Genomic DNA, 19,093 nt, shown 5'->3' on the forward strand with positions numbered 1-19,093 from the left:
ACGGTGTTTGCCTATTCGTCACCTGGCGCTCACCCGATCGCACAAATCGTTCGGAGGAAGCGCACAATTGGCCGCTCAGGTGCGCAAAACGGGGTGCGCGATTGCGCGGATCGTCAGGCGGATGCCGCGCCAGCGGCATCCTCGAAGTCCTCGACCTCGCGCTCCCAGGCGTCCTTGGCGAGCCGGTACCAGAGGTAGAAGGCGAAGCCGGCGAAGATCGCCCACTCGGCGGCGTAGAAGATGTTCAGCCAGTTGACCGGAGAGCTCTCGTCGGGCGCCGGCGACGCGATGTCGACGAGTCCGTCCGGGGCCTCCGCGGCGGCGAGGTAGGGCCGGTAGACATCGAGCTGTTCGATGTCATGCCATCGACTGAGAAGCATCGCCGTCGACATCCGATTCATCTGGGACGGGTCGTCGCGCGGCGGCACGACCGCGCCCTCATCGGAGATGATGCGTCCGATGATCGCCGTTTCGGTGCCGGCGGCATCTGCGTTCATTGCCTCGACGGCGGCATCGGCCGTCTCGCGGTCGGGGGCCCACCCCAGCGCGACGGCGATCGAGGTGCGCTCAGCCACCCGCAGCTGGCCGGTCACCCAGAAGCCCTCGACGTCGTCGTTGAAACGCTGAGACACGACGAGGAAGTCGTCGGAGACCCACGTCCCCTCCGTGGAAACCCGCTGACCGACCTGCGGCTCCGGCAGGTACTCGCCGACGGCCACGACGTCGGTGAGCGGCAGCACTTCCTCGGTCGCACCGGGTACCGGCGGGTCGCTGTCGATGGCTCGGCCCAACTGCCATTGCCCGAGCCAGGCGAACACCCCGGCGACGAGCAGGCACAGCACGAGCATCCCGATCCAACGACCGCGGAGCATCACCTCACGCAGGGTGGGCGGGAACAGCAATGGCGACGTCACGATGGAGTGCGCGACCCTCAGGCCTCGTACGGGGCGAGCACGACCTCGACCCGCTGGAACTCCTTGAGGTCGGAATAGCCCGTGGTCGCCATCGACTTGCGCAGCGCACCGATGAGGTTCGCCGTGCCGTCCGCGACGGGAGCCGGCCCGTACAGGACCTCCTCGAGCGTTCCGATGCCCTCGACGGCGACACGGTGGCCCCGCGGAAGCTTCGGGTGGTGCGCCTCGGGTCCCCAGTGGAATCCGCGCCCCGGTGCGTCGGTGGCTCGTGCGAGCGCAACGCCCAGCATGACGGCATCCGCGCCCATGGCGAGCGCCTTGACGATGTCGCCCGAGGTACCGACGCCGCCATCGGCGATCACGTGCACATAGCGTCCGCCGGACTCGTCGAGGTAGTCGCGGCGCGCGGCGGCGACATCGGAGACGGCAGTGGCCATCGGCGCGTGGATGCCGAGGGTGGCGCGCGTCGTCGAGGCCGCTCCCCCGCCGAAGCCGACGAGCACGCCCGCGGCACCGGTGCGCATGAGGTGCAGGGCCGCCGTGTAGGTGGCGGCGCCGCCGACGATGACGGGAACGTCGAGGTCGTAGATGAACTTCTTGAGGTTCAGCGGCTCGGCGACACTGGAGACGTGCTCGGCCGACACCGTGGTGCCGCGGATCACGAACAGGTCGACGCCGGCGGCGGCGACGGTGTCGTAGAACTCCTGGGTGCGCTGCGGGGTGAGCGATCCGGCGACCGTGACGCCGCCTTCGCGGATCTCGGCGAGACGGCGCGTGATGAGTTCGGGCTTGATGGGCTCGGAGTACAGCTCCTGCATCCGCACCGTCGCCTTCTCATCGCTGAGACCGGCGATCTCCGCGAGCAGCGGCGCCGGGTTCTCGTAGCGGGTCCACAGGCCCTCGAGATCGAGGACGCCGAGGCCGCCGAGCTGCCCGAGCATGATCGCCGTCTGCGGGCTCACCACGGAGTCCATCGGGGCGCCCAGCACCGGGATCTCGAACCCGAAGGCGTCGATGGTCCATGCGGTCGAGACATCCTCGGGGTTGCGCGTGCGCCGTGACGGCACCACCGCGATGTCGTCGAACGTGTACGCACGACGCGCACGCTTTCCTCGGCCGAGCTCGATCTCCATGGTCACCCCTCCAGACTACCGGGCACCGGCCGCGGCATCGGCTTCCGGCTCAGCGCACCCGAGCGACGCGCTTCTCATCCCAGACCGGCACGTCCGATTCATAGACCTCGCCGTCGGAGCCGAAGACGAGGAATCGATCGAACGACCGCGCGAACCAGCGATCGTGGGTCACGGCGAGCACTGTGCCTTCGAACCGCGAGAGCGCGTCTTCGAGCGCCTCGGCGGATTCGATGTCGAGGTTGTCCGTCGGCTCGTCGAGCAGCAGCAGCGTGGACCCTGCGAGTTCGAGCAGCAGCACCTGGAACCTCGCCTGCTGACCGCCGGAGAGCGACTCGAAGGTCTGCTGCGCCTGACGGACGAGACCATAACGGTCCAGCGCCGAGCTCGCGGCATCCCTCGGCATCCCGGCGCGCCGTTCGTCGCCGCGGTGCAGGATCTCGAGCAGCGTGCGTCCGATGAACTCCGGATGCACATGCGTCTGGGCGAACAGCCCAGGCACGACGCGGGCACCGAGCACGGCACGTCCGGTATGCGAGACCTCGCTCAACTGCTCACCGGTCGACGTGACGTGCCCCAGCGTCGAATCCGGGTCGCTGCCGCCGCGGGCGAGCAGTCGCAGGAAGTGCGATTTCCCCGAGCCGTTCGAGCCGAGCACACCTACTCGATCCCCGTACCAGACCTCGGCGTCGAAGGCCCTCATCAGACCAGCCAGCTCCAGGCCGGTGGCCACGACCGCGCGCTTTCCGGTTCGTGCCCCGCGCAGACGCATGTCGAACTCCTGAGCCGGCGGCCTCTCCTCGGGCGGACCGGCCTCCTCGAACTTCCGCAGCCGGGTCTGCGCAGCTTGGTAGCGCGAGGCGAAACCGTCGTTCGCGGATGCCTTCACCTTGAGGTTCGCGACGAGGATCCGCAGCTTCTCATGCTGCTCGTCCCATCGCCGGCGCAACTCGTCGAGCCGGTCCATCCGGTCGATGCGCGCCTGGTGGTACGTGGCGAAGCCGCCACCGTGCACCCAGGCGGTGGCACCCGCACCGCCCGGTTCGAGGGTGATCAGGCGATCGGCCGCTCTCGCCAGCAGCTCCCGGTCGTGCGAGACCAGGAGCACCGTCTTCGGCGTCTGACGCAGCTGCTCCTCGAGCCAGCGCTTGCCCGGTACGTCGAGATAGTTGTCCGGCTCGTCGAGCAGCAGCACCTCGTCGGGTCCGCGCAGCAGCGCCTCCAGCGCGAGCCGCTTCTGCTCCCCGCCGGAGAGCGAGGTGAGTTCGCGGTACCGCGCCCGTTCGTACGGCACGCCGAGGGCGGAGACGGTGCACTGATCCCAGACGGTCTCGTGCTCGTAGCCACCGGCATCCGCGTACTCGGAGATCGCCGAGGCGTACGCCATCTGCGTGTCGTGCTCATCGCGCTCGATGAGTGCGTTCTCGGCGGCCTCCAGCGCCTGAGCCGCCGCTCGGATCCGCCGGGGCGCAACCCGGACGAGGAGCTCCTGCACGGTCTGCCCCGGCTCGCCGTGTCCGACGAACTGGTCCATGACGCCGAGGCCGCCGTCGATCGTGACGACTCCCCCGTCGGGAGCCAGATCGCCGCGCACGATTCGCAGCAGCGTCGTCTTGCCGGCGCCGTTCGGCCCGATGAGCGCGCTCGTCGAGCCGGCACCCACCCGGAACGTCACCTCATCGAGCAGTGGTCTGCCATCCGGCAGCGTCAGCGAAACGCTGGAAACATCGATATACCCCACGAGCGTGGCCGTCCTTCCGCCCGTGTACCGAGCCGACCAGGCTATCAGCTGCGAGCCGGACACGCGTCCGTTGCTCGTCTCGCCCCGAGCCGGGAGAAATCCCGAGGACAGGGCGATCCTCGCGGGCTCGTCCTGTCCTCGGGATTTTTCCTGTCGTGCGGATGCTCAGACGAGCACTCCCGAGGTCGGAACCGGGTTCGCGAACAGGTCGAGCACCGGGCAGTGCGCGTCGACGACCTGGCGGAGGTTCTCGTACTGCTGCTCGGTGTCGGGACCGGTGATGGCGACCGCCACCCGGACATCGTGGAATCCGGCGCGCCCGGACTCGTCGATCCCGAAGAGCTTGCGCACATCGAGGTCGCCTTCCGCGGTGATCTCGATCTCGTCGATCGTGAGGCCGAGCGCCTGTGCGTAGAGGCGGAACACCACGACCTGGCACGAGACGAGGGCGCCGAGGGCGTACTCGACGGGGCTGGCCGCGAGGTCATCGCCCGCGAGGCCAGCGGGCTCGTCGACGAGGAAGCGGTGCTTGCCCGCACGGATCTCGGTCGCGACCGCACCGATGCCACGGCCGGTGACCTTGTAGGTGAGTCCAGCGGTGCCGGGATCAGCAGCGATGCGCTCGTTCCATGCCGTTCCGGCTTCGGTGAGCCGCGCGGCTCGCTCCTCGGGGGTGACGTCGATGATGGTTTCGATCTGTTCCTGGATGAGAGTCATGACGCGACCGTAAACGAGCGCGGACCGTCTTCGACGGGGGCACTGTCACCGACCGTCATCGTGCGTTGCAGACCGTCATCCCACGTCGCGGGCCGTCATACGCTCGTCGTCTAGGACGCAGCGCGAGCAGCCCGTTTCTCCTGCTGAAAGACGCGGATGGCCTCGTAACGGTCGGCAGAACGCGCCTGGCGCTTGGCCGCTTCGTCTTCGCGATTCTTCGGCGGAGCGGAGGTGACGAGGCCGTCGAGGAGGCGACGGGTCGCCTGTGCGATCTCGGCGACGGCTCTGTCGAACGTCTCCTGATTGGCCCGCGAAGGGCTGGTGGTTCCGGCGATCTTGCGCACGAACTGCAGGGCCGCGTCATCGCACTCCTCGTCGGTCGCGGCGGGCTCCAGATTGTTCAGCGGGACGATGTTTCGGCACATACCGGCACGGTACGCCGAACCCCGGACACGCGAAAGGGGGCGGATGCCGCAGCATCCGCCCCCTTTCGTCGAGCCCTACTTCTTGTAGTTGGGCGCCTCGACGACGATCTGCACGTCGTGCGGGTGGGACTCCTTGAGTCCCGCCGCCGTGATGCGCACGAACTTGCCGCGCTGCTTGAGCTCCTCGATCGTGCGGGCCCCGACGTAGAACATCGACTGCCGGAGTCCGCCGACGAGCTGGTACGCGACGGCGCCCAGTGGACCGCGGTAGGGCACCTGCCCCTCGATGCCCTCGGGGATGAGCTTGTCGTCGTTGGGGACGTCGGCCTGGAAGTAACGGTCCTTCGAGTACGACGTCTGCTTGCCACGGGTCTGCATCGCACCGAGCGATCCCATGCCGCGGTACTGCTTGAACTGCTTGCCCGACTGGAAGACGATCTCGCCCGGCGACTCGTCGGTGCCGGCAAGGAGCGAGCCGAGCATCACTGCGTCAGCACCGGCGACGAGCGCCTTGGCGATGTCGCCGGAGTACTGCAGGCCCCCGTCGGCGATCACCGGGATGCCTGCTGGGCGCGCCGCGAGCGATGCCTCGTATACGGCGGTGACCTGCGGCACGCCGACGCCGGCCACGACGCGGGTGGTGCAGATCGATCCGGGGCCGACGCCGACCTTGACGGCATCCACACCCGCGTCGATCAGCGCCTGCGCGCCCTCACGGGTCGCGACATTGCCGCCGATGATGTCGATGTGGGCGAACGACTCGTCGGCCTTCAGCCGGCGGACGAGATCGATGACGCCCTGGGACTGCCCGTTCGCGGTGTCGACCACGAGCACGTCGACGCCGGCATCGCGCAGCGCCTCGGCGCGCTCCCACGCGTCGCCGAAGAAGCCGATCGCCGCTCCGACACGCAGTCGGCCCTGGTCGTCCTTGGTGGCGAGCGGGTACTTCTCGCTCTTGTCGAAGTCCTTGATCGTGATGAGTCCGGCGAGCTTGCCGTTCTCGTCGATGAGCGGCAGCTTCTCGACCCGGTGCTTCGCGAACAGCGCGATGACCTCGCCGGCGGCGACGCCGACCTTCGCGGTCACGAGGTTCTCCGAGGTCATCACGTCCTTCACGAACGTGGTCTGACGCTCGAAGCCAGAGACGAAGCGCATGTCGCGGTTCGTGATGATTCCGAGCAGACGCCCATCGGCGTCGACGACGGGGAGGCCGGAGATGCGGTACTGCGCGCACAGGGCGTCGACCTCTTCGACGGTGGCGTCCGGGTTCGTGGTGATCGGGTCGGTGATCATGCCCGATTCGCTGCGCTTGACCCGGTCGACCTGCGACGCCTGGTCGGCGATCGAGAGGTTGCGGTGCAGGATGCCGATGCCGCCTTCACGGGCCATCGCGATCGCCATGCGCGCCTCGGTGACGGTGTCCATCGCGCTGGAGAGCAGCGGTGTGGCGACCGAGATGCGGCGGGTGACCCGCGAGGAGGTGTCCGCCTCGCTGGGGATGACGTCGGTGTGCCCCGGAAGGAGCAGCACGTCGTCATAGGTCAATCCGACGAAGCCGAAGGGGTCGGGCTGGTCCATGGAAGCTCCTCCTGCGCGCGTGGCGCGAATCCGAGTACGTGTACGGGGCGGTCGACGTCGGCCGGTGCGGGCCGAAACCCCTATGCAGATTCTAAGCGAGACACGCCCGAGAACATTCCCTGAGCGGCGTCAGCACCCTTCGTGCGGCCCCGGAGGTAGGAGATTCGCGAATCGCGCACTACGCTCAAGTGCGTCGTCCATCGATGCGGCGCATACCCGATGCCGCAGAGACAGCACTCACAGTGGAGGTTGCGTGGGACCCACAACGATCGCCGTCCGGCGAACGCGAACCGTATTGGTCGCGTTCCTCGGGATTCTGATCGCGCTGAGCGCGATCTTGATGCAGCCACCGGCACCCGCATCAGCCGACACCACCGATGACGGCCAGGAGATCACCGACTTCTACTTCGCCGGGGTGATCACCTTCGACGACGAACCGGTCGAAGGCGTCGCCATGACGATCGAAGGCAACGGTTTCAAGGGCGAGACCGAGACGGATGCCGAAGGCAAATGGCGTCTGTACGTGCCGGAGAAAGAGGAGTACACGCTCAGCCTCGATGAGTCGACGCTTCCCGACGGCGTGATCGTCGAGGGCGACTCGGCCTCGCAGAAGGTCGAGTTCGGCCTCACCGGCACGAAGATCGTGAACCTGTTCCTCGGCGAGGGGGTGCGCGAGACGACGTCGTTCATCGACCAGCTGCTGTCGCGTCTCGTCGGCGGGCTGAACTTCGGTCTCCTTCTCGCGCTGGCCTCCATGGGCGCGGCGCTCATCTACGGCACCACGCGGTTGTCGAACTTCGCCCACGCGGAGATGGTCACCTGGGGCGGCCTGGTGGCGCTGCTGTTCACCTCGTTCTGGCACCTTCCACTCTGGCTCGGACTCATCGCCGCGGTCATCGGCGGCGGGCTGTTCGGCTGGGCGCTGGATGCCGGAATCTGGCGTCCGCTGCGCCATCGCGGCCTCGGCGTCGTTCAGCTCATGATCGTGAGCATCGGACTGTCTCTCGCCCTGCGCTACGCATTCCAGTTCGTCATCGGCGGCGGCACGATGCAGTTGCCGGGCGCGAGCCCCACACCCATCCAGTTCGGACCGGTCTCGCTGTCCTACATCGACCTCGTCTCGATGGGCCTGAGCATCGTCGTCATCCTCTTCGTCGCCTACTTCCTCACCCGCACGCGGGTCGGAAAGGCGACCAGGGCGATCTCGGACAACCCGCAGCTCGCGGCGGCGTCCGGCATCGACGTCGATCGGGTCATCCGCACCGTCTGGATCCTCGCGGGTGTGCTCGCCGCGATCTCCGGTGTGCTCTGGGCCTATTTCCGCCCCGGTGTGAAGTGGGACATGGGCATGCAGATGCTGCTCCTGATCTTCGCTGCGATCACTCTCGGCGGCCTCGGCACTGCCTTCGGCGCCCTCCTCGGATCCCTGATCGTCGGAATGGCCGTTGAGGTCTCGACGCTCTGGATCCCCTCGGACTTGAAGTACGCGAGCGCTCTGGTGGTGCTCATCCTCATCCTCTTGGTGAGACCGCAAGGGCTGCTCGGACGCAGGGAAAGGCTGGGCTGACGCATGGACTTCGGAAGCATCTTCGGCAATACAGCCGCGTACCTGTTCAGCCCCGTCACGATCGCCTACGCACTGGCCGCGACCGGCCTCGCCGTGCACTTCGGATACGCAGGTCTGCTCAACTTCGGCATGGCGGCGTTCATGGCGGTCGGCGGCTACGGCTACGCGATCTCGGTTCTCTCGTTCGGCCTCCCCTGGTGGTTCGGCATGATCATCGGGCTGCTGGGCGGCGCGCTCTTCGCCGTCCTCCTCGGCATCCCCACGCTGCGTCTGAGAGCCGACTATCTCGCCATCGCGACGATCGCCGCCGGTGAGATCGTCCGTCTGCTGTTCACCACCCAGGTGTTCGACGAATGGACGAACTCGGCCGACGGCCTGGCCGGGTACCACTCGGGTTTCCGAGATGCGAACCCGTTCCCGCCCGGGACATACGGATTCGGCCCGTGGACGTACAACGAGGGCGATCTGTGGAACCGCGTGTTCGGCCTGATCCTGCTCGGCGTCGCCGTCCTGCTGGTCTGGATGCTGATGCGCAGCCCGTGGGGCCGCGTACTCAAGGGCATCCGCGAAGACGAGGACGCCGTCCGCTCGCTGGGAAAGAACGTCTTCGCCTACAAGATGCAGGCGCTCGTCGTCGGCGGCATGATCGGAGCGGCCGGAGGCATCGTGTTCGCCCTCCCCTCGGCGGTCGTCCCCAGCAGCTACACCACGTCGCTCACCTTCTTCCTGTGGACGATCCTGCTGCTCGGCGGCGCGGCCACCGTCTTCGGTCCGACCCTCGGCGCGGTGCTCTTCTGGCTCGTCTTCGCGTTCCTCGGCAACCTGCTGCCCGACATGGCTGCGGCGGGGCTGCTGCCGATGTCCGACAGCCAGGCGGGCACGATCCGCTTCGTGCTGGTCGGTGTCGCCCTCATGCTGCTGGTGATCTTCCGCCCGCAGGGCATCCTCGGAGACAAGAGGGAGATGACCTTTGTCAAGTGACCAGACCCCGGCCGCACCGTCGACCGGAAGCATCCGTCGCCCCAAGGCGACCGGCCTCGCCAAGGGGCCAGCCGCACCCGGCGTCGCCAAGGTCGACCCGATTCTGATCGCCGACGGCATCCAGCGCCGCTTCGGCGGCCTCACGGCGGTGGACGTCGACCACGTCGAGATCCCCCGCGGCGCGATCACCGCACTGATCGGGCCCAACGGCGCCGGCAAGACGACGCTGTTCAACCTGCTCTGCGGCTTCGACAAGCCCAACACAGGAACGTGGTCGTTCGACGGCAAGAACCTCGCCGGCATCCCCTCGTTCAAGGTCGCGCGCATGGGACAGGTGCGCACCTTCCAGCTGACCAAGTCGCTGTCGCTGCTGACCGTGCTGGAGAACATGAAGCTCGGCGCCCCGCACCAGCGCGGCGAGGGCTTCTGGACGAGCCTGCTGCCGTTCATCTGGCGCAAGCAGGACACCGAGATCGAAGCCAAAGCGCGTGACCTGCTCGCCCGCTTCAAGCTCGACGCCAAGGAGAAGGACTTCGCCGCGTCGCTCTCCGGTGGGCAGCGCAAGCTCCTCGAGATGGCCCGGGCGCTGATGAGCGACCCGAATCTCGTCATGCTCGACGAGCCGATGGCCGGCGTCAACCCGGCCCTCACCCAGTCGCTGCTCGAGCACATCCTCGATCTCAAGGAGCAGGGCATGACCGTGCTCTTCGTCGAGCACGACATGCACATGGTCCGCCACATCGCCGACTGGGTCGTCGTGATGGCAGAGGGACGCGTCGTGGCTGAAGGGCCACCCGACGAGGTCATGGAAGATCCTGCCGTCGTCGATGCGTATCTCGGCGCTCACCAGGATCTCGATCTGGGCGCGGTCACGGGCAGGATCCCCGTCATCGAATCCGCGGCGGCCGAACGTCTGCGCCGCGAGATCGAGGCCGAGGCGCAGGCCGAGCTGGCCGGCGAGCAGCCATCGGCTCATGGCCCGGCCGGAGCGACCGCGGCCGAGCCGACCCGACCGACTGCGACCGATGAGGAGAAGGCATGAGCGACGACATCGTCGTGGAGATGAAGGATGTCCACGCCGGGTACCTCCCCGGTGTCAACATCCTCAACGGGGCGAACCTCGTCGCCCGCAAGGGCGAGCTGATCGGCATCATCGGACCGAACGGGGCCGGCAAGTCGACCCTGCTCAAGGCGATGTTCGGACTCGTGAACGTGCGCTCCGGCGAGGTCACCTTGAACGGCGAGAGCATCGTCGGGCTGAAGGCCGACAAGCTCGTCAAGCGCGGTGTGGCGTTCGTTCCGCAGACGAACAACGTCTTTCCGTCGCTCACGATCGAGGAGAACCTGCAGATGGGGTTGTACCAGAACCCCAAGATCTACGCGGAGCGGCTGGAGTTCGTCTCCAGCATCTTCGCGGAGCTGGGTACGCGCCTCAAGCAACGCGCCGGATCGCTGTCGGGCGGCGAGCGTCAGATGGTGGCGATGTCGCGCGCACTGATGATGGATCCGTCCGTCCTGCTGCTGGACGAGCCCTCGGCAGGACTCTCGCCGGTGCGGCAGGATGATGCGTTCATCCGCGTCTCCGACATCAACAAGGCGGGCGTCACGACCATCATGGTCGAGCAGAACGCGCGACGCTGCCTGCAGATCTGTGATCGCGGCTACGTGCTCGATCAGGGCAAGGACGCCTACGAGGGCACCGGTCGCGAGCTGCTGAACGACCCGAAGGTCATCGGCCTCTACCTGGGTACCCTGGGCACCGACGCGGCCTGAGACGTCTCGCAGAAGGGGGTGGATGCCACGGCATCCACCCCCTTCTGCATGTCCGTTCCCATCCGCGCTCCCGGCACGAGGAAGGCCCCGGATGCCAGCATCCGGGGCCTTCACACTGCGGTTCGGTCAGTTGATCCGCGAGTAGGTGTTGTCTGCGCCGTACTCGAAGACGCCGATTGCGGCACCCTTCGGGTCGCCGTTCTCGTCGAACGTGACGTCACCGGAGTAGCCGTCGTAGTCGGCCGTGCCGCCTCCGTTGATGATCTCGGCGCACTCGGCGAAGCTGGTGCACTTCTCGCCATCGCCGGAGCCGCCGGAGACTTCCTGCATCTTGGCTGCGATGTCGACGCCCTCGGTCGAGCCCGCCGCGAGCGAAGCCAGCGCGAGCAGGATCACTGCGTCGTACGCCTCGGCCGCGTAGGTCTCGTCCTCGATCTCGGGGTTGCCCTCACCGGTCCACAGCTCCTGAAGACGATCAGTGAAGTCGTCTTCCAGAGCGGGTCCGGGCTTGGTGCCCTTGGCGCCCTCGAGCTTCACGGCGGGAAGGTCCGTCGCGTAGCTGTTGGAGAGGTTGCCGTCGACGAGGTAGAAGCTCTTCGGGTCAGCGCCCGCGTTCACGAGCAGCGGAGCGATCGTCTTGAACTCGTCGTACGAGACGACGGCGATCGCGTCGGGCTTGGCCGCCATGATCGTCGACACCTGAGCGTCGAACTGCGCGTCGCCGATGTTGAACGCAGCCTCGGCCACGATCTCGCCGCCGGTGCCTTCGAACGTCGAGGAGATCGCGTCGAAGAGTCCGGTGCCGTAGGCGTTGTTCTGGTAGATGATGCCCAGCGTCTTGTGGCCGTCTTCGGCGATCAGGTTTCCGAGCACCTCACCCTGCAGCAGGTCGCTGGGGGCGGTGCGGAAGTAGAGACCGTTGTCGTCCCACGCGGTGAAGTCCGGAGAAGTGTTAGACGGCGAGATCGTGATGATCCCGGAGCTGATGTTGCCGTCCAGGATCAGCTTGGAAACGGCCGACGACGCGGCGCCGACGACAGCGGCGACGCCTTCGCTCTGCAGCTGCGCGATCGACGTCTCGTATGCCTTGGTGTCGGTGTCGCCCTCGTCCGCAGCGGTCAGGTCGATGGTGACCCCGGCCTTGGCGTCGTTGACCTCTGCGACCGCCAGCTGGGAGCCTGCCTGCATCGGCGGGCCGAGGAAGGACAGGGCGCCGGTCTGCGGCAGCAGCGAGCCGAGCTTCAGCGTCAGGTCTGCCGCTGGCTTGTTCCCGCCCTCGTCGGACGGCTTGTCGGTCGTCGGGCTGCTGCAGCCGGCGATAACGATTGCGGATGCGCTGAGCAGCGCGATCCCCGCGAAGACCTTCGCTGTGCGCGAGCCCTTCAGTGCGTTCATGATGCTCCCTTGCGTGTCTGAACGTGGAGTATGACCACGATCGAGTGCTCTAACCCTAGAGCGTGATCACAGCGAGATGGAGACGCAAGTGTTTCGGTGCGTTAACGATCCGGGACTCCGTGTCTACCTCGGTGCGCCTCGGATTCAGATGAGCTCGGCGGGGTCCGTCCGTCGGCCACGACGCGCGGCGAGCAGCAGGTCGACGACGAAGACCGCGATCGCGACCCACACGATGATGAATCCGGCCCACCGCTCAGGCGGCATCGGCTCGTGCAGGAACGCGACACCGATCACGAACTGCATGATCGGAGTGATGAACTGGATCATCCCGATCACGGTCAGGTTGACCCGGCGGGTACCCGCCGCGAACATCAGCAGCGGCACCGCGGTGACGACTCCCGCGAAGGCGAGCAGCAGGGCGTGCCATCCGCCGTTCGTGCCCATCGTGATTCCGGAGGTCTGCGCGACGACGATGAGCTGAACGACGGCGATGGGGATGAGCCAGAACGATTCCAGGGTCAGGCCGCTGACGGCGTCCACCGCCGGACCGATCTTCTTCTTGATGAGTCCGTAGACGCCGAACGACGCGGTGAGCGAAAGCGCGATCCACGGGAATTCCCCGTACCCGATGACGATCACGGCGACCGCCGCAGCGGCGATGCCGATCGCGGCCCACTGCAGCCGTCTGATGCGTTCGTGCAGCACGAAGACGCCGAGCAGCACGGTGGTGATCGGGTTGATGAAGTACCCGAGGCTCGTCTCGACGATGCGATCGCTGAGGGTTCCGATGAGGAACACCTGCCAGTTGACGTAGATGAGCAGACCGGCGAGCGCCGTCCAGCCCAGCAGCTTCGGCTGCCGCACGATCGCGCGGAACGCGCCCCAGCCCCGGGTGATCGTCAGCAGCACCAGACAGAACACGAAGGAGAGCAGCACGCGCCAGGCGACGACCTCCCAGGCCCCGGTGGGCGCCAGCAGCAGGAAGTAAAGGGGCAGCACGCCCCACAGCAGGTAGGCCCCGCCCGCGTACATGGCCCCGGAGGCGCGGCTCTCACGGGTGGACGGGTCTGGGCTCACTGCACAACCCTATGCCCGGCAGCCGACCCGGAGGCCGGCGGGGACGCAGAAGGGCCCGGATGCGGATGCATCCGGGCCCTTCGAGAACTGCGCTGGCTCAGCGAACGACGACCGCGAGGACGTCGCGGGCGGAGAGCACGAGGTACTCGTCCACGCCGAACTTCACCTCGGTGCCGCCGTACTTGCTGTAGAGCACGCGGTCGCCGACGGCGACATCGATCGGAACACGGTTGCCGTTGTCGTCGATGCGGCCGGGGCCAACGGCCACGACCTCGCCCTCCTGGGGCTTCTCCTTGGCAGTGTCGGGGATGACCAGGCCACTCGCGGTGGTCTGCTCGGCCTCGACCTGCTGGATGACGATGCGGTCCTCGAGCGGCTTGATGGAAACCGACACGGTCTACCTCTTCTTTCCTTGACGCTGACACGAAAGACTTGTTCGCACTCTCAACCCGAGAGTGCTAATCCCAGTGTATGCGGTCCATTGGCACTCATGCAATGCGAGTGCCAGCCCTCGGTCCTGCCGATCGTCGAGAGAGCGGGCCGAGACGAAACGCTCGGCCGCATAGGCTGGCGTGGTGGAGATGTCCGAGCTGCGCACCCTGCTCACCGCCGAAGGTCTGTCGCTTCTCGACGGCACCGAGCCCCTCGAGTCGCTGTCCGACGTCACCCGCACGGTCTCACGGATGCGCGCAGCGGGCCACTCCCCTGAGCTCGTCACCGCCGTGGTCGGACAGGTGAGTCTGCGGGCTCGGGCGAAGTCGAAGTTCGGCGCCTTCGCCGATCGGATGCTGTTCACCCGCGCTGGGCTCGAACAGGCGACTCGCCTCGGCGTGGCCGCCAGGCACGCCCAGCGCATGCGCGGTGCCGGCATCACGAGCGTCGCAGACCTGGGATGCGGCATCGGCGGCGACGCCCTCGCCTTCGCCGGCGCGGGACTCCGTGTGCACGCTGTCGATGCCGACGAGGTCACATCCGCGATCGCGGCGTACAACCTCGCCCCCTTCGCCGGCGATGTGAGCGTGCAGCACGGCACCGCCGAATCGGCCGACCTCAGCGGGGTGGACGCCGTCTGGATGGACCCAGCACGACGCACTTCGGGCCACAGCGAGACGCGACGCGTCACGGCATCCGACTACTCCCCCTCGCTGGACTGGGCATTCGAACTGGCATCGCGCGTTCCGACCGGGATCAAGCTCGGCCCAGGACACGACCGTGACGCCCTGCCGGCGGATGCCGAAGCGCAATGGGTCAGCGTCGACGGCAGCGTCGTGGAGCTGGTGCTGTGGACGGGCGTGCTCGCCCGGAACGAGGTACGCAGAGCGGCGCTGGTGATCCGTGGCGACCACTCGTACGAACTCACCGCCGGTGCGGATGCCGAGGACGCCCCGGTCCGGGAACTCGGCGCGTACCTGCACGAACCCGACGGCGCGGTGATCCGTGCGCGTCTCATCGGCGACGTGGCGCGGAGCCTGGAGGCCGGCATGCTCGACGAGCACATCGCCTATCTGACGTCGGATGCTGCTCTCACGAGCCCGTTCGTGCAGTCGTTCCGCGTGCGCGAGACGACGCCGGCGAACCCGAAGTCGATCAACGCCGTGCTCAAGGCCAACGGCATCGGCACGCTGGAGATCAAGAAACGCGGCATGGACATCGACCCGGCCGCCTTCCGGAAGAAGCTGACGTTGCGCGGTGACGAGTCGGCGACACTGATCCTCACTCGAATCGGCAGTCGGCGTCTCGCGATCCTCGCCGACCGAGTGCACGCGGAATAGCGCGCCCCGAGGAGATCACCCCTGCGGAACGTCGGTGCCGACCTCGATCGGGTCGCCGTGCTCGCCGCCCACCTCGACCCGATCGCCTGGCTTGACGGTGAACAGTTCGCCCGCATCAGCGGTGATCGTGAGGTACGGGGTCTGCCATTTCGTGAAGAGCACGTCGAAAGTCCACCTCCTGGTGATGCCACTCGCCGCATCCACGTCGACGATCGTCAGCGAGAGGCCGTCATCCAGAGCCTGCGCGGACGGAAGGCATGTCTCCGCGCTGGACGACTCGCGGTCGACGATCAGGCAGCGCGCGTCGTTCTCCGTACGATGCGCCAGCCACACAGGTTGACCATCGAAGGTCCCGGCCTCGCTAAGCATCGACGCGTCATACCCCTGCGCGATGAGCTCCTCGATGCGTGGATGCCGACTTTCGTCGAACTGTTCGAGCCAGTTGCCCGAGTTCGTCCAGCGCTGGATCGCGACCATCGGCTCGTCGTCAGCGGAGTACAGCAGGGTCGCGCCGATGCCCGTGCTCTCATAAGCCCCGGTCTCCGGGTCAGGGTCGGATTCCTCGAGCGTCAGGAACGCGTTCATGCCGTGCGCCGCGGCGTCGGCCACCGGGCGGCAGTCGAGCGTCGAGAGCTCCCCGACGTCGAGCACAAGGCACGCGAACTCGCCGTCGTTCTTCGTGGCATACCAGACCAGAGCTTCCTCGTCGCGACGGACAGCGCGTACCGACCCTTCGTCGTAATTGCCTTTGTCATAGAGCTCGAGCCGGCGCTGCACCTCGTCGGCGGTCAGCGCGATCGCCTCCGAGCGCTGCCCGAAGATCGCCCACCCGGCGGCGAGGCCGAGGAGGAGAAGCGCCGCGGCCACGGCGGCCAGCGGGCGCCAGAACCGGCGCAGCGTGCCGCGGCTCAGCTCAGGCGCCACCTCGGTCGTTGAGCCATCCGCCCCCTCCTCGGTCGTTGAGCGAGCGAAGCGAGTCGAAACGCGCTGATCCGCTGTCGACGCCGGTGCAGGCGTTTCGTCTCGTCGCTGCGCTCCTCGCTCAACGACCGACGAAGAAGCCCGGTCGATGAGGGTCGCTTCCCCGACCGTTGAGCGAGCGGAGCGAGACGAAACGCCCTGATCCGCACTAGACGCCGGCATTCGCTGGAGCTCGAGCTGCCGCATCCGCTCGGCATCCGCGTCGGAGAGGCCGCCGTCGCGCCCGTATGCCCGCGCCTGCAACGCGCGGAGTTCCACGAGTTCGTCGGCGCTGAGCATCCGCTATCCAAGTCTCTCGAACTGCATGCCAGCCCAGACCAGCCAGCCCAGGCTGTACACCATCGCGCACAGGCCGAGCACGAGCGCCCATCGTGCGATGGCTCGGCTCTCGACCGGGCGGCGCAGCGACATGATCGCCGCGATCACGGCGACGATCGCGACGGGAATGCCCCAGCCGACGAAGAACGAGGTGCCGAGCGCGACGATCGCGGCGAGCAGCGCCCACGGTGCCAGACGCGTGTCTTCGATCTCCGTGCCGTCTGTGCCCGTCGGCTCCCATTCGACCGCCGGCGCTCCGACGGCGTCCGGGTCCGGCCCGCTCGCGACCACCGGTTCGATGCCGACCGGCCCCGTGGGCAGCCGCGTGTATCCGTCCCCTCGGGCCCCCGGGATCTTCGCCAGGCCCGCCGGTCGTTCGACCTCGCCGCTCGGGCGATCGATGCTCGTGTGCAGCGGATCCGCGATGGCGCCATCGGTCGACGCCGCTCGCTTCGACGCGTCGATGCCGTCGGTCCCCGCTGTGCGCGGTGCGTCGGTCATGCGGGCACCTCCTCCACCGTCTCGGCCACCTGGATCTCGGTGACCGGCAGAGTCGAGTCGGCCCCGAAGGCCAGCGTCGACGGCCGTCGACCCGAGGAGATCAACTCCGCGGCGAGCGCCGCGATCATCGCGCCGTTGTCGGTGCACAGGGACAGCGGCGGAATCCTCACGGTGACGCCCGCGACCTCTGCGCGGGCCAGGGCGACCTCGCGAAGCCGTCGATTGGCGATGACCCCGCCGCCGAGCAGCAGCCGCGGCACGCCGAGGTCGACGCACGCGGCAAGCGCCTTCGTCACCAGCACGTCGACGACCGCCTCGCGGAAACTCGCCGCCACGTCTGCCACCGGCACCTCGACGCCGTCGGCCTCACAGCGCTCGACCCAGCGCGCCACCGCGGTCTTCAGCCCGGAGAACGAGAAGTCGTAGCGGTGCTTCGCCATGTCGGATGCGCGCGAGAGGCCACGAGGGAACCTGATGGCGTTCGGGTCACCGGACGCCGCAGCCCGGTCGATCTCCGGCCCGCCCGGGTACGGCAGAGACAGCAGTCGAGCGACCTTGTCGAAGGCCTCCCCCGCTGCGTCGTCCATCGTCTCGCCGAGCAGCTCGACGTCGCTGGTGAGATCGCGCACGTGCAGGAGCGACGTGTGTCCGCCGGAGACGAGGAGCGCGATCGTCGGGTACTCGAGCGGTTCGGAATCCGCAGTCAGGATGTCGGCGGCGATGTGCCCGACCAGGTGATTCACCGCGTATAGCGGCTTGCCGAGCGACACTGCGAGACCCTTCGCCGCGCCGACACCGACCATGAGTGCGCCGGCGAGCCCTGGGCCGCTGGTGACGGCGATGGCATCGAGATCTTCGAGTCGCACCCCGGCTTCGCTCAGAGCCTTCTCGATCGACGGCTGCAGCGCCTCGAGGTGCGCGCGTGCCGCGACTTCGGGCACGACGCCGCCGTAGCGGGCGTGCTCATCCATGCTGGAGGCGATCGTGTTCGTCAGCAGCGTGCGTCCGCGGACGATCCCGATCCCGGTCTCGTCGCAGCTCGTCTCGATGCCGAGCACCAGCGGTCCGCTCATGTGCGGGTCTCCTTCACGGCATCCGTCGCATCCGGCACATGGGCCCCTGTGCTTGCCGAGCCCCGCAGATCGAGTCTCATCACGATCGCGTCGACGTCATCGGGCTGGTAGTAGTGCGGGCGTCGTCCGATCTCCAGAAATCCCTCGGAGCGGTAGAGCCCCTCAGCTGCCGGATTGTCCGCCCTGACCTCGAGGAACATCTCGCGGGCACCGCGCGCCACGGCCTCGGCGAGCAGCGCACGCAGCAGCGCGCGGCCTCGCCCGCCACCGCGATGCTCGGCGTCGTATGCGATCGTCTGGATGTCGGCATCCGCCCCGCCCGGGAGGGCGCGGATGCCCCCGTAGCCGATGACGTCGCCGTCCGCCTCGTCGACGAGGTAGACGCCATGCGGGCTCGCGAGCTCGGCCGCCATGGTCTCGGTGCTCCACGCGTCGCCGGGGAACGAGCGGTTCTCGATACCCATGATCGCGGCCAGATCAGCCGGGTCAGCCGCGCGGAGCGTCATGATCCGACCCGCTTCGGGGCGCCGGGGAGCTTCACGTCGGGGGCTCGCAGATACAACGGCTCAGCGTCGGCGAGCGCACGGCCGGCGGCGTTCGCGTTCGCGCCGACACGGGCGAGATCGGCGGCGGAGAGCGCGTCGACATCGATCCGGCGGATGCCGCCCAGATGCGTGTCGGCGTCGATGCGCGGAAGCAGGATCGTGTCGGCCACGACGCGCGGAATGCCGTCGTCGTCCTTCCCGTCGAACACGGTGATCGCGACCTCTCTGCGGCGCGCGTCCGTGACGATCGCGAAAGCGCCGGTCACGGCATCCGTGTCGATGGCGGTGAGCGCGGCGGCGAAGTGACTGGGAACCGGGATGATCGGGATCGCACGGCCGAGCGCGAATGCGCGGGCAGCGGCGATGCCGATGCGGAGACCGGTGAACGGCCCGGGGCCCATGCCCGCGACGACGTGGGTGATGTCGCCGGCATCCGCCTCATCGAGGACGTTCTGGAGCAGGTCCCCGATGACCTCGGCATGCCCGAGCGGGTCGGCGGTCGCTGCTTCCGCTCGCGGCCGGCCGTCTGCATCGATGAGCGCGACGGCCGTGCCCAGGGAGGTATCGACGGCGAGGATCACCCTTCCAGGGTAGTCGGCGTTCAT

19 protein-coding genes are annotated in these 19,093 nt (G+C 67.8%); 5 read left to right on the forward strand and 14 right to left on the reverse strand.

Annotation, left to right across the window (positions count from 1 at the left end; translation table 11 throughout):
* Positions 1–113 precede the first annotated feature (113 nt).
* The 6 genes from LTA6_RS01410 to guaB all read right to left on the reverse strand — a co-directional run bounded on the left by LTA6_RS01410 (position 114) and on the right by guaB (position 6,505).
* On the reverse strand, positions 114–872 hold the full coding sequence (locus LTA6_RS01410) for an SURF1 family protein (RefSeq protein ID WP_407359237.1): 759 nt from the start codon (positions 870–872) through the stop codon (positions 114–116).
* Positions 873–931: 59 nt separating this feature from the next.
* Positions 932–2,047, reverse strand: a complete 1,116-nt coding sequence (locus tag LTA6_RS01415) for a GuaB3 family IMP dehydrogenase-related protein (protein WP_407359238.1) — start codon at positions 2,045–2,047, stop codon at positions 932–934.
* A 49-nt stretch (positions 2,048–2,096) separates the two neighbouring features.
* Entirely contained in the window at positions 2,097–3,785 is a 1,689-nt protein-coding gene (locus LTA6_RS01420; RefSeq protein WP_407358462.1) for an ABC-F family ATP-binding cassette domain-containing protein, read from the reverse strand.
* 165 nt (positions 3,786–3,950) lie between these two features.
* A complete protein-coding gene (locus LTA6_RS01425) occupies positions 3,951–4,502 on the reverse strand; it encodes an OsmC family protein (protein ID WP_341975661.1) in 552 nt (183 codons plus the stop codon).
* 110 nt (positions 4,503–4,612) lie between these two features.
* On the reverse strand, positions 4,613–4,927 hold the full coding sequence (locus LTA6_RS01430) for a DUF2277 domain-containing protein (RefSeq protein ID WP_341975662.1): 315 nt from the start codon (positions 4,925–4,927) through the stop codon (positions 4,613–4,615).
* Between the two features lie 75 nt (positions 4,928–5,002).
* On the reverse strand, positions 5,003–6,505 hold the full coding sequence (gene guaB, locus LTA6_RS01435; protein ID WP_341975663.1) for an IMP dehydrogenase: 1,503 nt from the start codon (positions 6,503–6,505) through the stop codon (positions 5,003–5,005).
* Positions 6,506–6,845: 340 nt separating this feature from the next.
* On the opposite strand from guaB, the gene LTA6_RS01440 reads away from it, so the two are divergent.
* From LTA6_RS01440 to LTA6_RS01455, 4 genes are read left to right on the forward strand one after another with little or no spacing between them, the layout of a single operon-like run.
* The gene (locus LTA6_RS01440; RefSeq protein WP_341978507.1) at positions 6,846–8,072 is read left to right on the forward strand and encodes a branched-chain amino acid ABC transporter permease; all 1,227 of its coding nucleotides are present in this window, start codon (positions 6,846–6,848) and stop codon (positions 8,070–8,072) included.
* Positions 8,073–8,075: 3 nt separating this feature from the next.
* A complete protein-coding gene (locus tag LTA6_RS01445) occupies positions 8,076–9,053 on the forward strand; it encodes a branched-chain amino acid ABC transporter permease (RefSeq protein WP_341975664.1) in 978 nt (325 codons plus the stop codon).
* Positions 9,043–10,095 carry an ABC transporter ATP-binding protein gene (locus tag LTA6_RS01450; RefSeq protein WP_407358463.1) on the forward strand — a complete coding sequence of 351 codons (1,053 nt, stop codon included), beginning with the start codon at positions 9,043–9,045 and terminating at the stop codon, positions 10,093–10,095. The genes LTA6_RS01445 and LTA6_RS01450 overlap by 11 nt, the downstream gene beginning before the upstream one ends.
* Positions 10,092–10,826: an ABC transporter ATP-binding protein gene (locus LTA6_RS01455; protein WP_341975665.1), complete on the forward strand. Its 735-nt coding sequence runs from the start codon at positions 10,092–10,094 to the stop codon at positions 10,824–10,826. Before LTA6_RS01450 ends, LTA6_RS01455 begins: the two co-directional genes overlap by 4 nt.
* Before the next feature lie 126 nt (positions 10,827–10,952).
* Here LTA6_RS01455 and LTA6_RS01460 read toward each other — a convergent pair whose 3' ends face one another.
* From LTA6_RS01460 to groES, 3 genes are all read right to left on the reverse strand, one after another.
* A complete protein-coding gene (locus tag LTA6_RS01460; protein WP_341975666.1) occupies positions 10,953–12,221 on the reverse strand; it encodes an ABC transporter substrate-binding protein in 1,269 nt (422 codons plus the stop codon).
* A gap of 144 nt (positions 12,222–12,365) precedes the next feature.
* Entirely contained in the window at positions 12,366–13,253 is an 888-nt protein-coding gene (rarD, locus tag LTA6_RS01465; RefSeq protein ID WP_407359239.1) for an EamA family transporter RarD, read from the reverse strand.
* A gap of 142 nt (positions 13,254–13,395) precedes the next feature.
* The gene (gene groES / locus LTA6_RS01470) at positions 13,396–13,692 is read right to left on the reverse strand and encodes a co-chaperone GroES (RefSeq protein ID WP_341975669.1); all 297 of its coding nucleotides are present in this window, start codon (positions 13,690–13,692) and stop codon (positions 13,396–13,398) included.
* Between the two features lie 181 nt (positions 13,693–13,873).
* Here groES and LTA6_RS01475 point away from each other — a divergent pair, with 181 nt between their 5' ends.
* Positions 13,874–15,070, forward strand: a complete 1,197-nt coding sequence (locus LTA6_RS01475) for a THUMP-like domain-containing protein (RefSeq protein ID WP_407358464.1) — start codon at positions 13,874–13,876, stop codon at positions 15,068–15,070.
* Between the two features lie 15 nt (positions 15,071–15,085).
* Here LTA6_RS01475 and LTA6_RS01480 read toward each other — a convergent pair whose 3' ends face one another.
* The 5 genes from LTA6_RS01480 to tsaB are packed head-to-tail and all read right to left on the reverse strand — an operon-like array spanning position 15,086 to position 19,069.
* The gene (locus LTA6_RS01480) at positions 15,086–16,330 is read right to left on the reverse strand and encodes a hypothetical protein (RefSeq protein WP_407358465.1); all 1,245 of its coding nucleotides are present in this window, start codon (positions 16,328–16,330) and stop codon (positions 15,086–15,088) included.
* A gap of 3 nt (positions 16,331–16,333) precedes the next feature.
* Complete coding sequence (locus LTA6_RS01485; protein ID WP_407358466.1) at positions 16,334–16,870, reverse strand: hypothetical protein; 537 nt, start codon at positions 16,868–16,870, stop codon at positions 16,334–16,336.
* Positions 16,867–17,943: a tRNA (adenosine(37)-N6)-threonylcarbamoyltransferase complex transferase subunit TsaD gene (gene tsaD, locus LTA6_RS01490; RefSeq protein ID WP_407358467.1), complete on the reverse strand. Its 1,077-nt coding sequence runs from the start codon at positions 17,941–17,943 to the stop codon at positions 16,867–16,869. Before tsaD ends, LTA6_RS01485 begins: the two co-directional genes overlap by 4 nt.
* Positions 17,940–18,449, reverse strand: a complete 510-nt coding sequence (gene rimI, locus LTA6_RS01495; RefSeq protein WP_407358468.1) for a ribosomal protein S18-alanine N-acetyltransferase — start codon at positions 18,447–18,449, stop codon at positions 17,940–17,942. The genes tsaD and rimI overlap by 4 nt, the downstream gene beginning before the upstream one ends.
* Positions 18,446–19,069 (reverse strand): tRNA (adenosine(37)-N6)-threonylcarbamoyltransferase complex dimerization subunit type 1 TsaB, encoded by a 624-nt coding sequence (gene tsaB, locus LTA6_RS01500; RefSeq protein WP_407358469.1) that lies wholly within the window; start codon positions 19,067–19,069, stop codon positions 18,446–18,448. Before tsaB ends, rimI begins: the two co-directional genes overlap by 4 nt.
* Positions 19,070–19,093 lie beyond the last annotated feature (24 nt).

The organism is Microbacterium sp. LTA6 (assembly GCF_045690355.1).
Lineage (GTDB): Bacteria > Actinomycetota > Actinomycetes > Actinomycetales > Microbacteriaceae > Microbacterium.

Bases quoted from the DNA above. Each gene is read 5' to 3' on its own strand.
- LTA6_RS01425 (WP_341975661.1), bottom strand. From the start codon at position 4,502: ATGACTCTCATCCAGGAACAGATCGAAACCATCATCGACGTCACCCCC.
- LTA6_RS01480 (WP_407358465.1), bottom strand. From the start codon at position 16,330: ATGCTCAGCGCCGACGAACTCGTGGAACTCCGCGCGTTGCAGGCGCGG.
- rarD (WP_407359239.1), bottom strand. From the start codon at position 13,253: ATGTACGCGGGCGGGGCCTACCTGCTGTGGGGCGTGCTGCCCCTTTAC.
- rimI (WP_407358468.1), bottom strand. From the start codon at position 18,449: ATGACGCTCCGCGCGGCTGACCCGGCTGATCTGGCCGCGATCATGGGT.
- tsaD (WP_407358467.1), bottom strand. From the start codon at position 17,943: ATGAGCGGACCGCTGGTGCTCGGCATCGAGACGAGCTGCGACGAGACC.
- guaB (WP_341975663.1), bottom strand. From the start codon at position 6,505: ATGGACCAGCCCGACCCCTTCGGCTTCGTCGGATTGACCTATGACGAC.
- LTA6_RS01430 (WP_341975662.1), bottom strand. From the start codon at position 4,927: ATGTGCCGAAACATCGTCCCGCTGAACAATCTGGAGCCCGCCGCGACC.
- LTA6_RS01445 (WP_341975664.1), top strand. From the start codon at position 8,076: ATGGACTTCGGAAGCATCTTCGGCAATACAGCCGCGTACCTGTTCAGC.
- LTA6_RS01415 (WP_407359238.1), bottom strand. From the start codon at position 2,047: ATGGAGATCGAGCTCGGCCGAGGAAAGCGTGCGCGTCGTGCGTACACG.
- LTA6_RS01440 (WP_341978507.1), top strand. From the start codon at position 6,846: ATGCAGCCACCGGCACCCGCATCAGCCGACACCACCGATGACGGCCAG.
- LTA6_RS01460 (WP_341975666.1), bottom strand. From the start codon at position 12,221: ATGAACGCACTGAAGGGCTCGCGCACAGCGAAGGTCTTCGCGGGGATC.
- LTA6_RS01410 (WP_407359237.1), bottom strand. From the start codon at position 872: ATGCTCCGCGGTCGTTGGATCGGGATGCTCGTGCTGTGCCTGCTCGTC.
- LTA6_RS01455 (WP_341975665.1), top strand. From the start codon at position 10,092: ATGAGCGACGACATCGTCGTGGAGATGAAGGATGTCCACGCCGGGTAC.
- LTA6_RS01485 (WP_407358466.1), bottom strand. From the start codon at position 16,870: ATGACCGACGCACCGCGCACAGCGGGGACCGACGGCATCGACGCGTCG.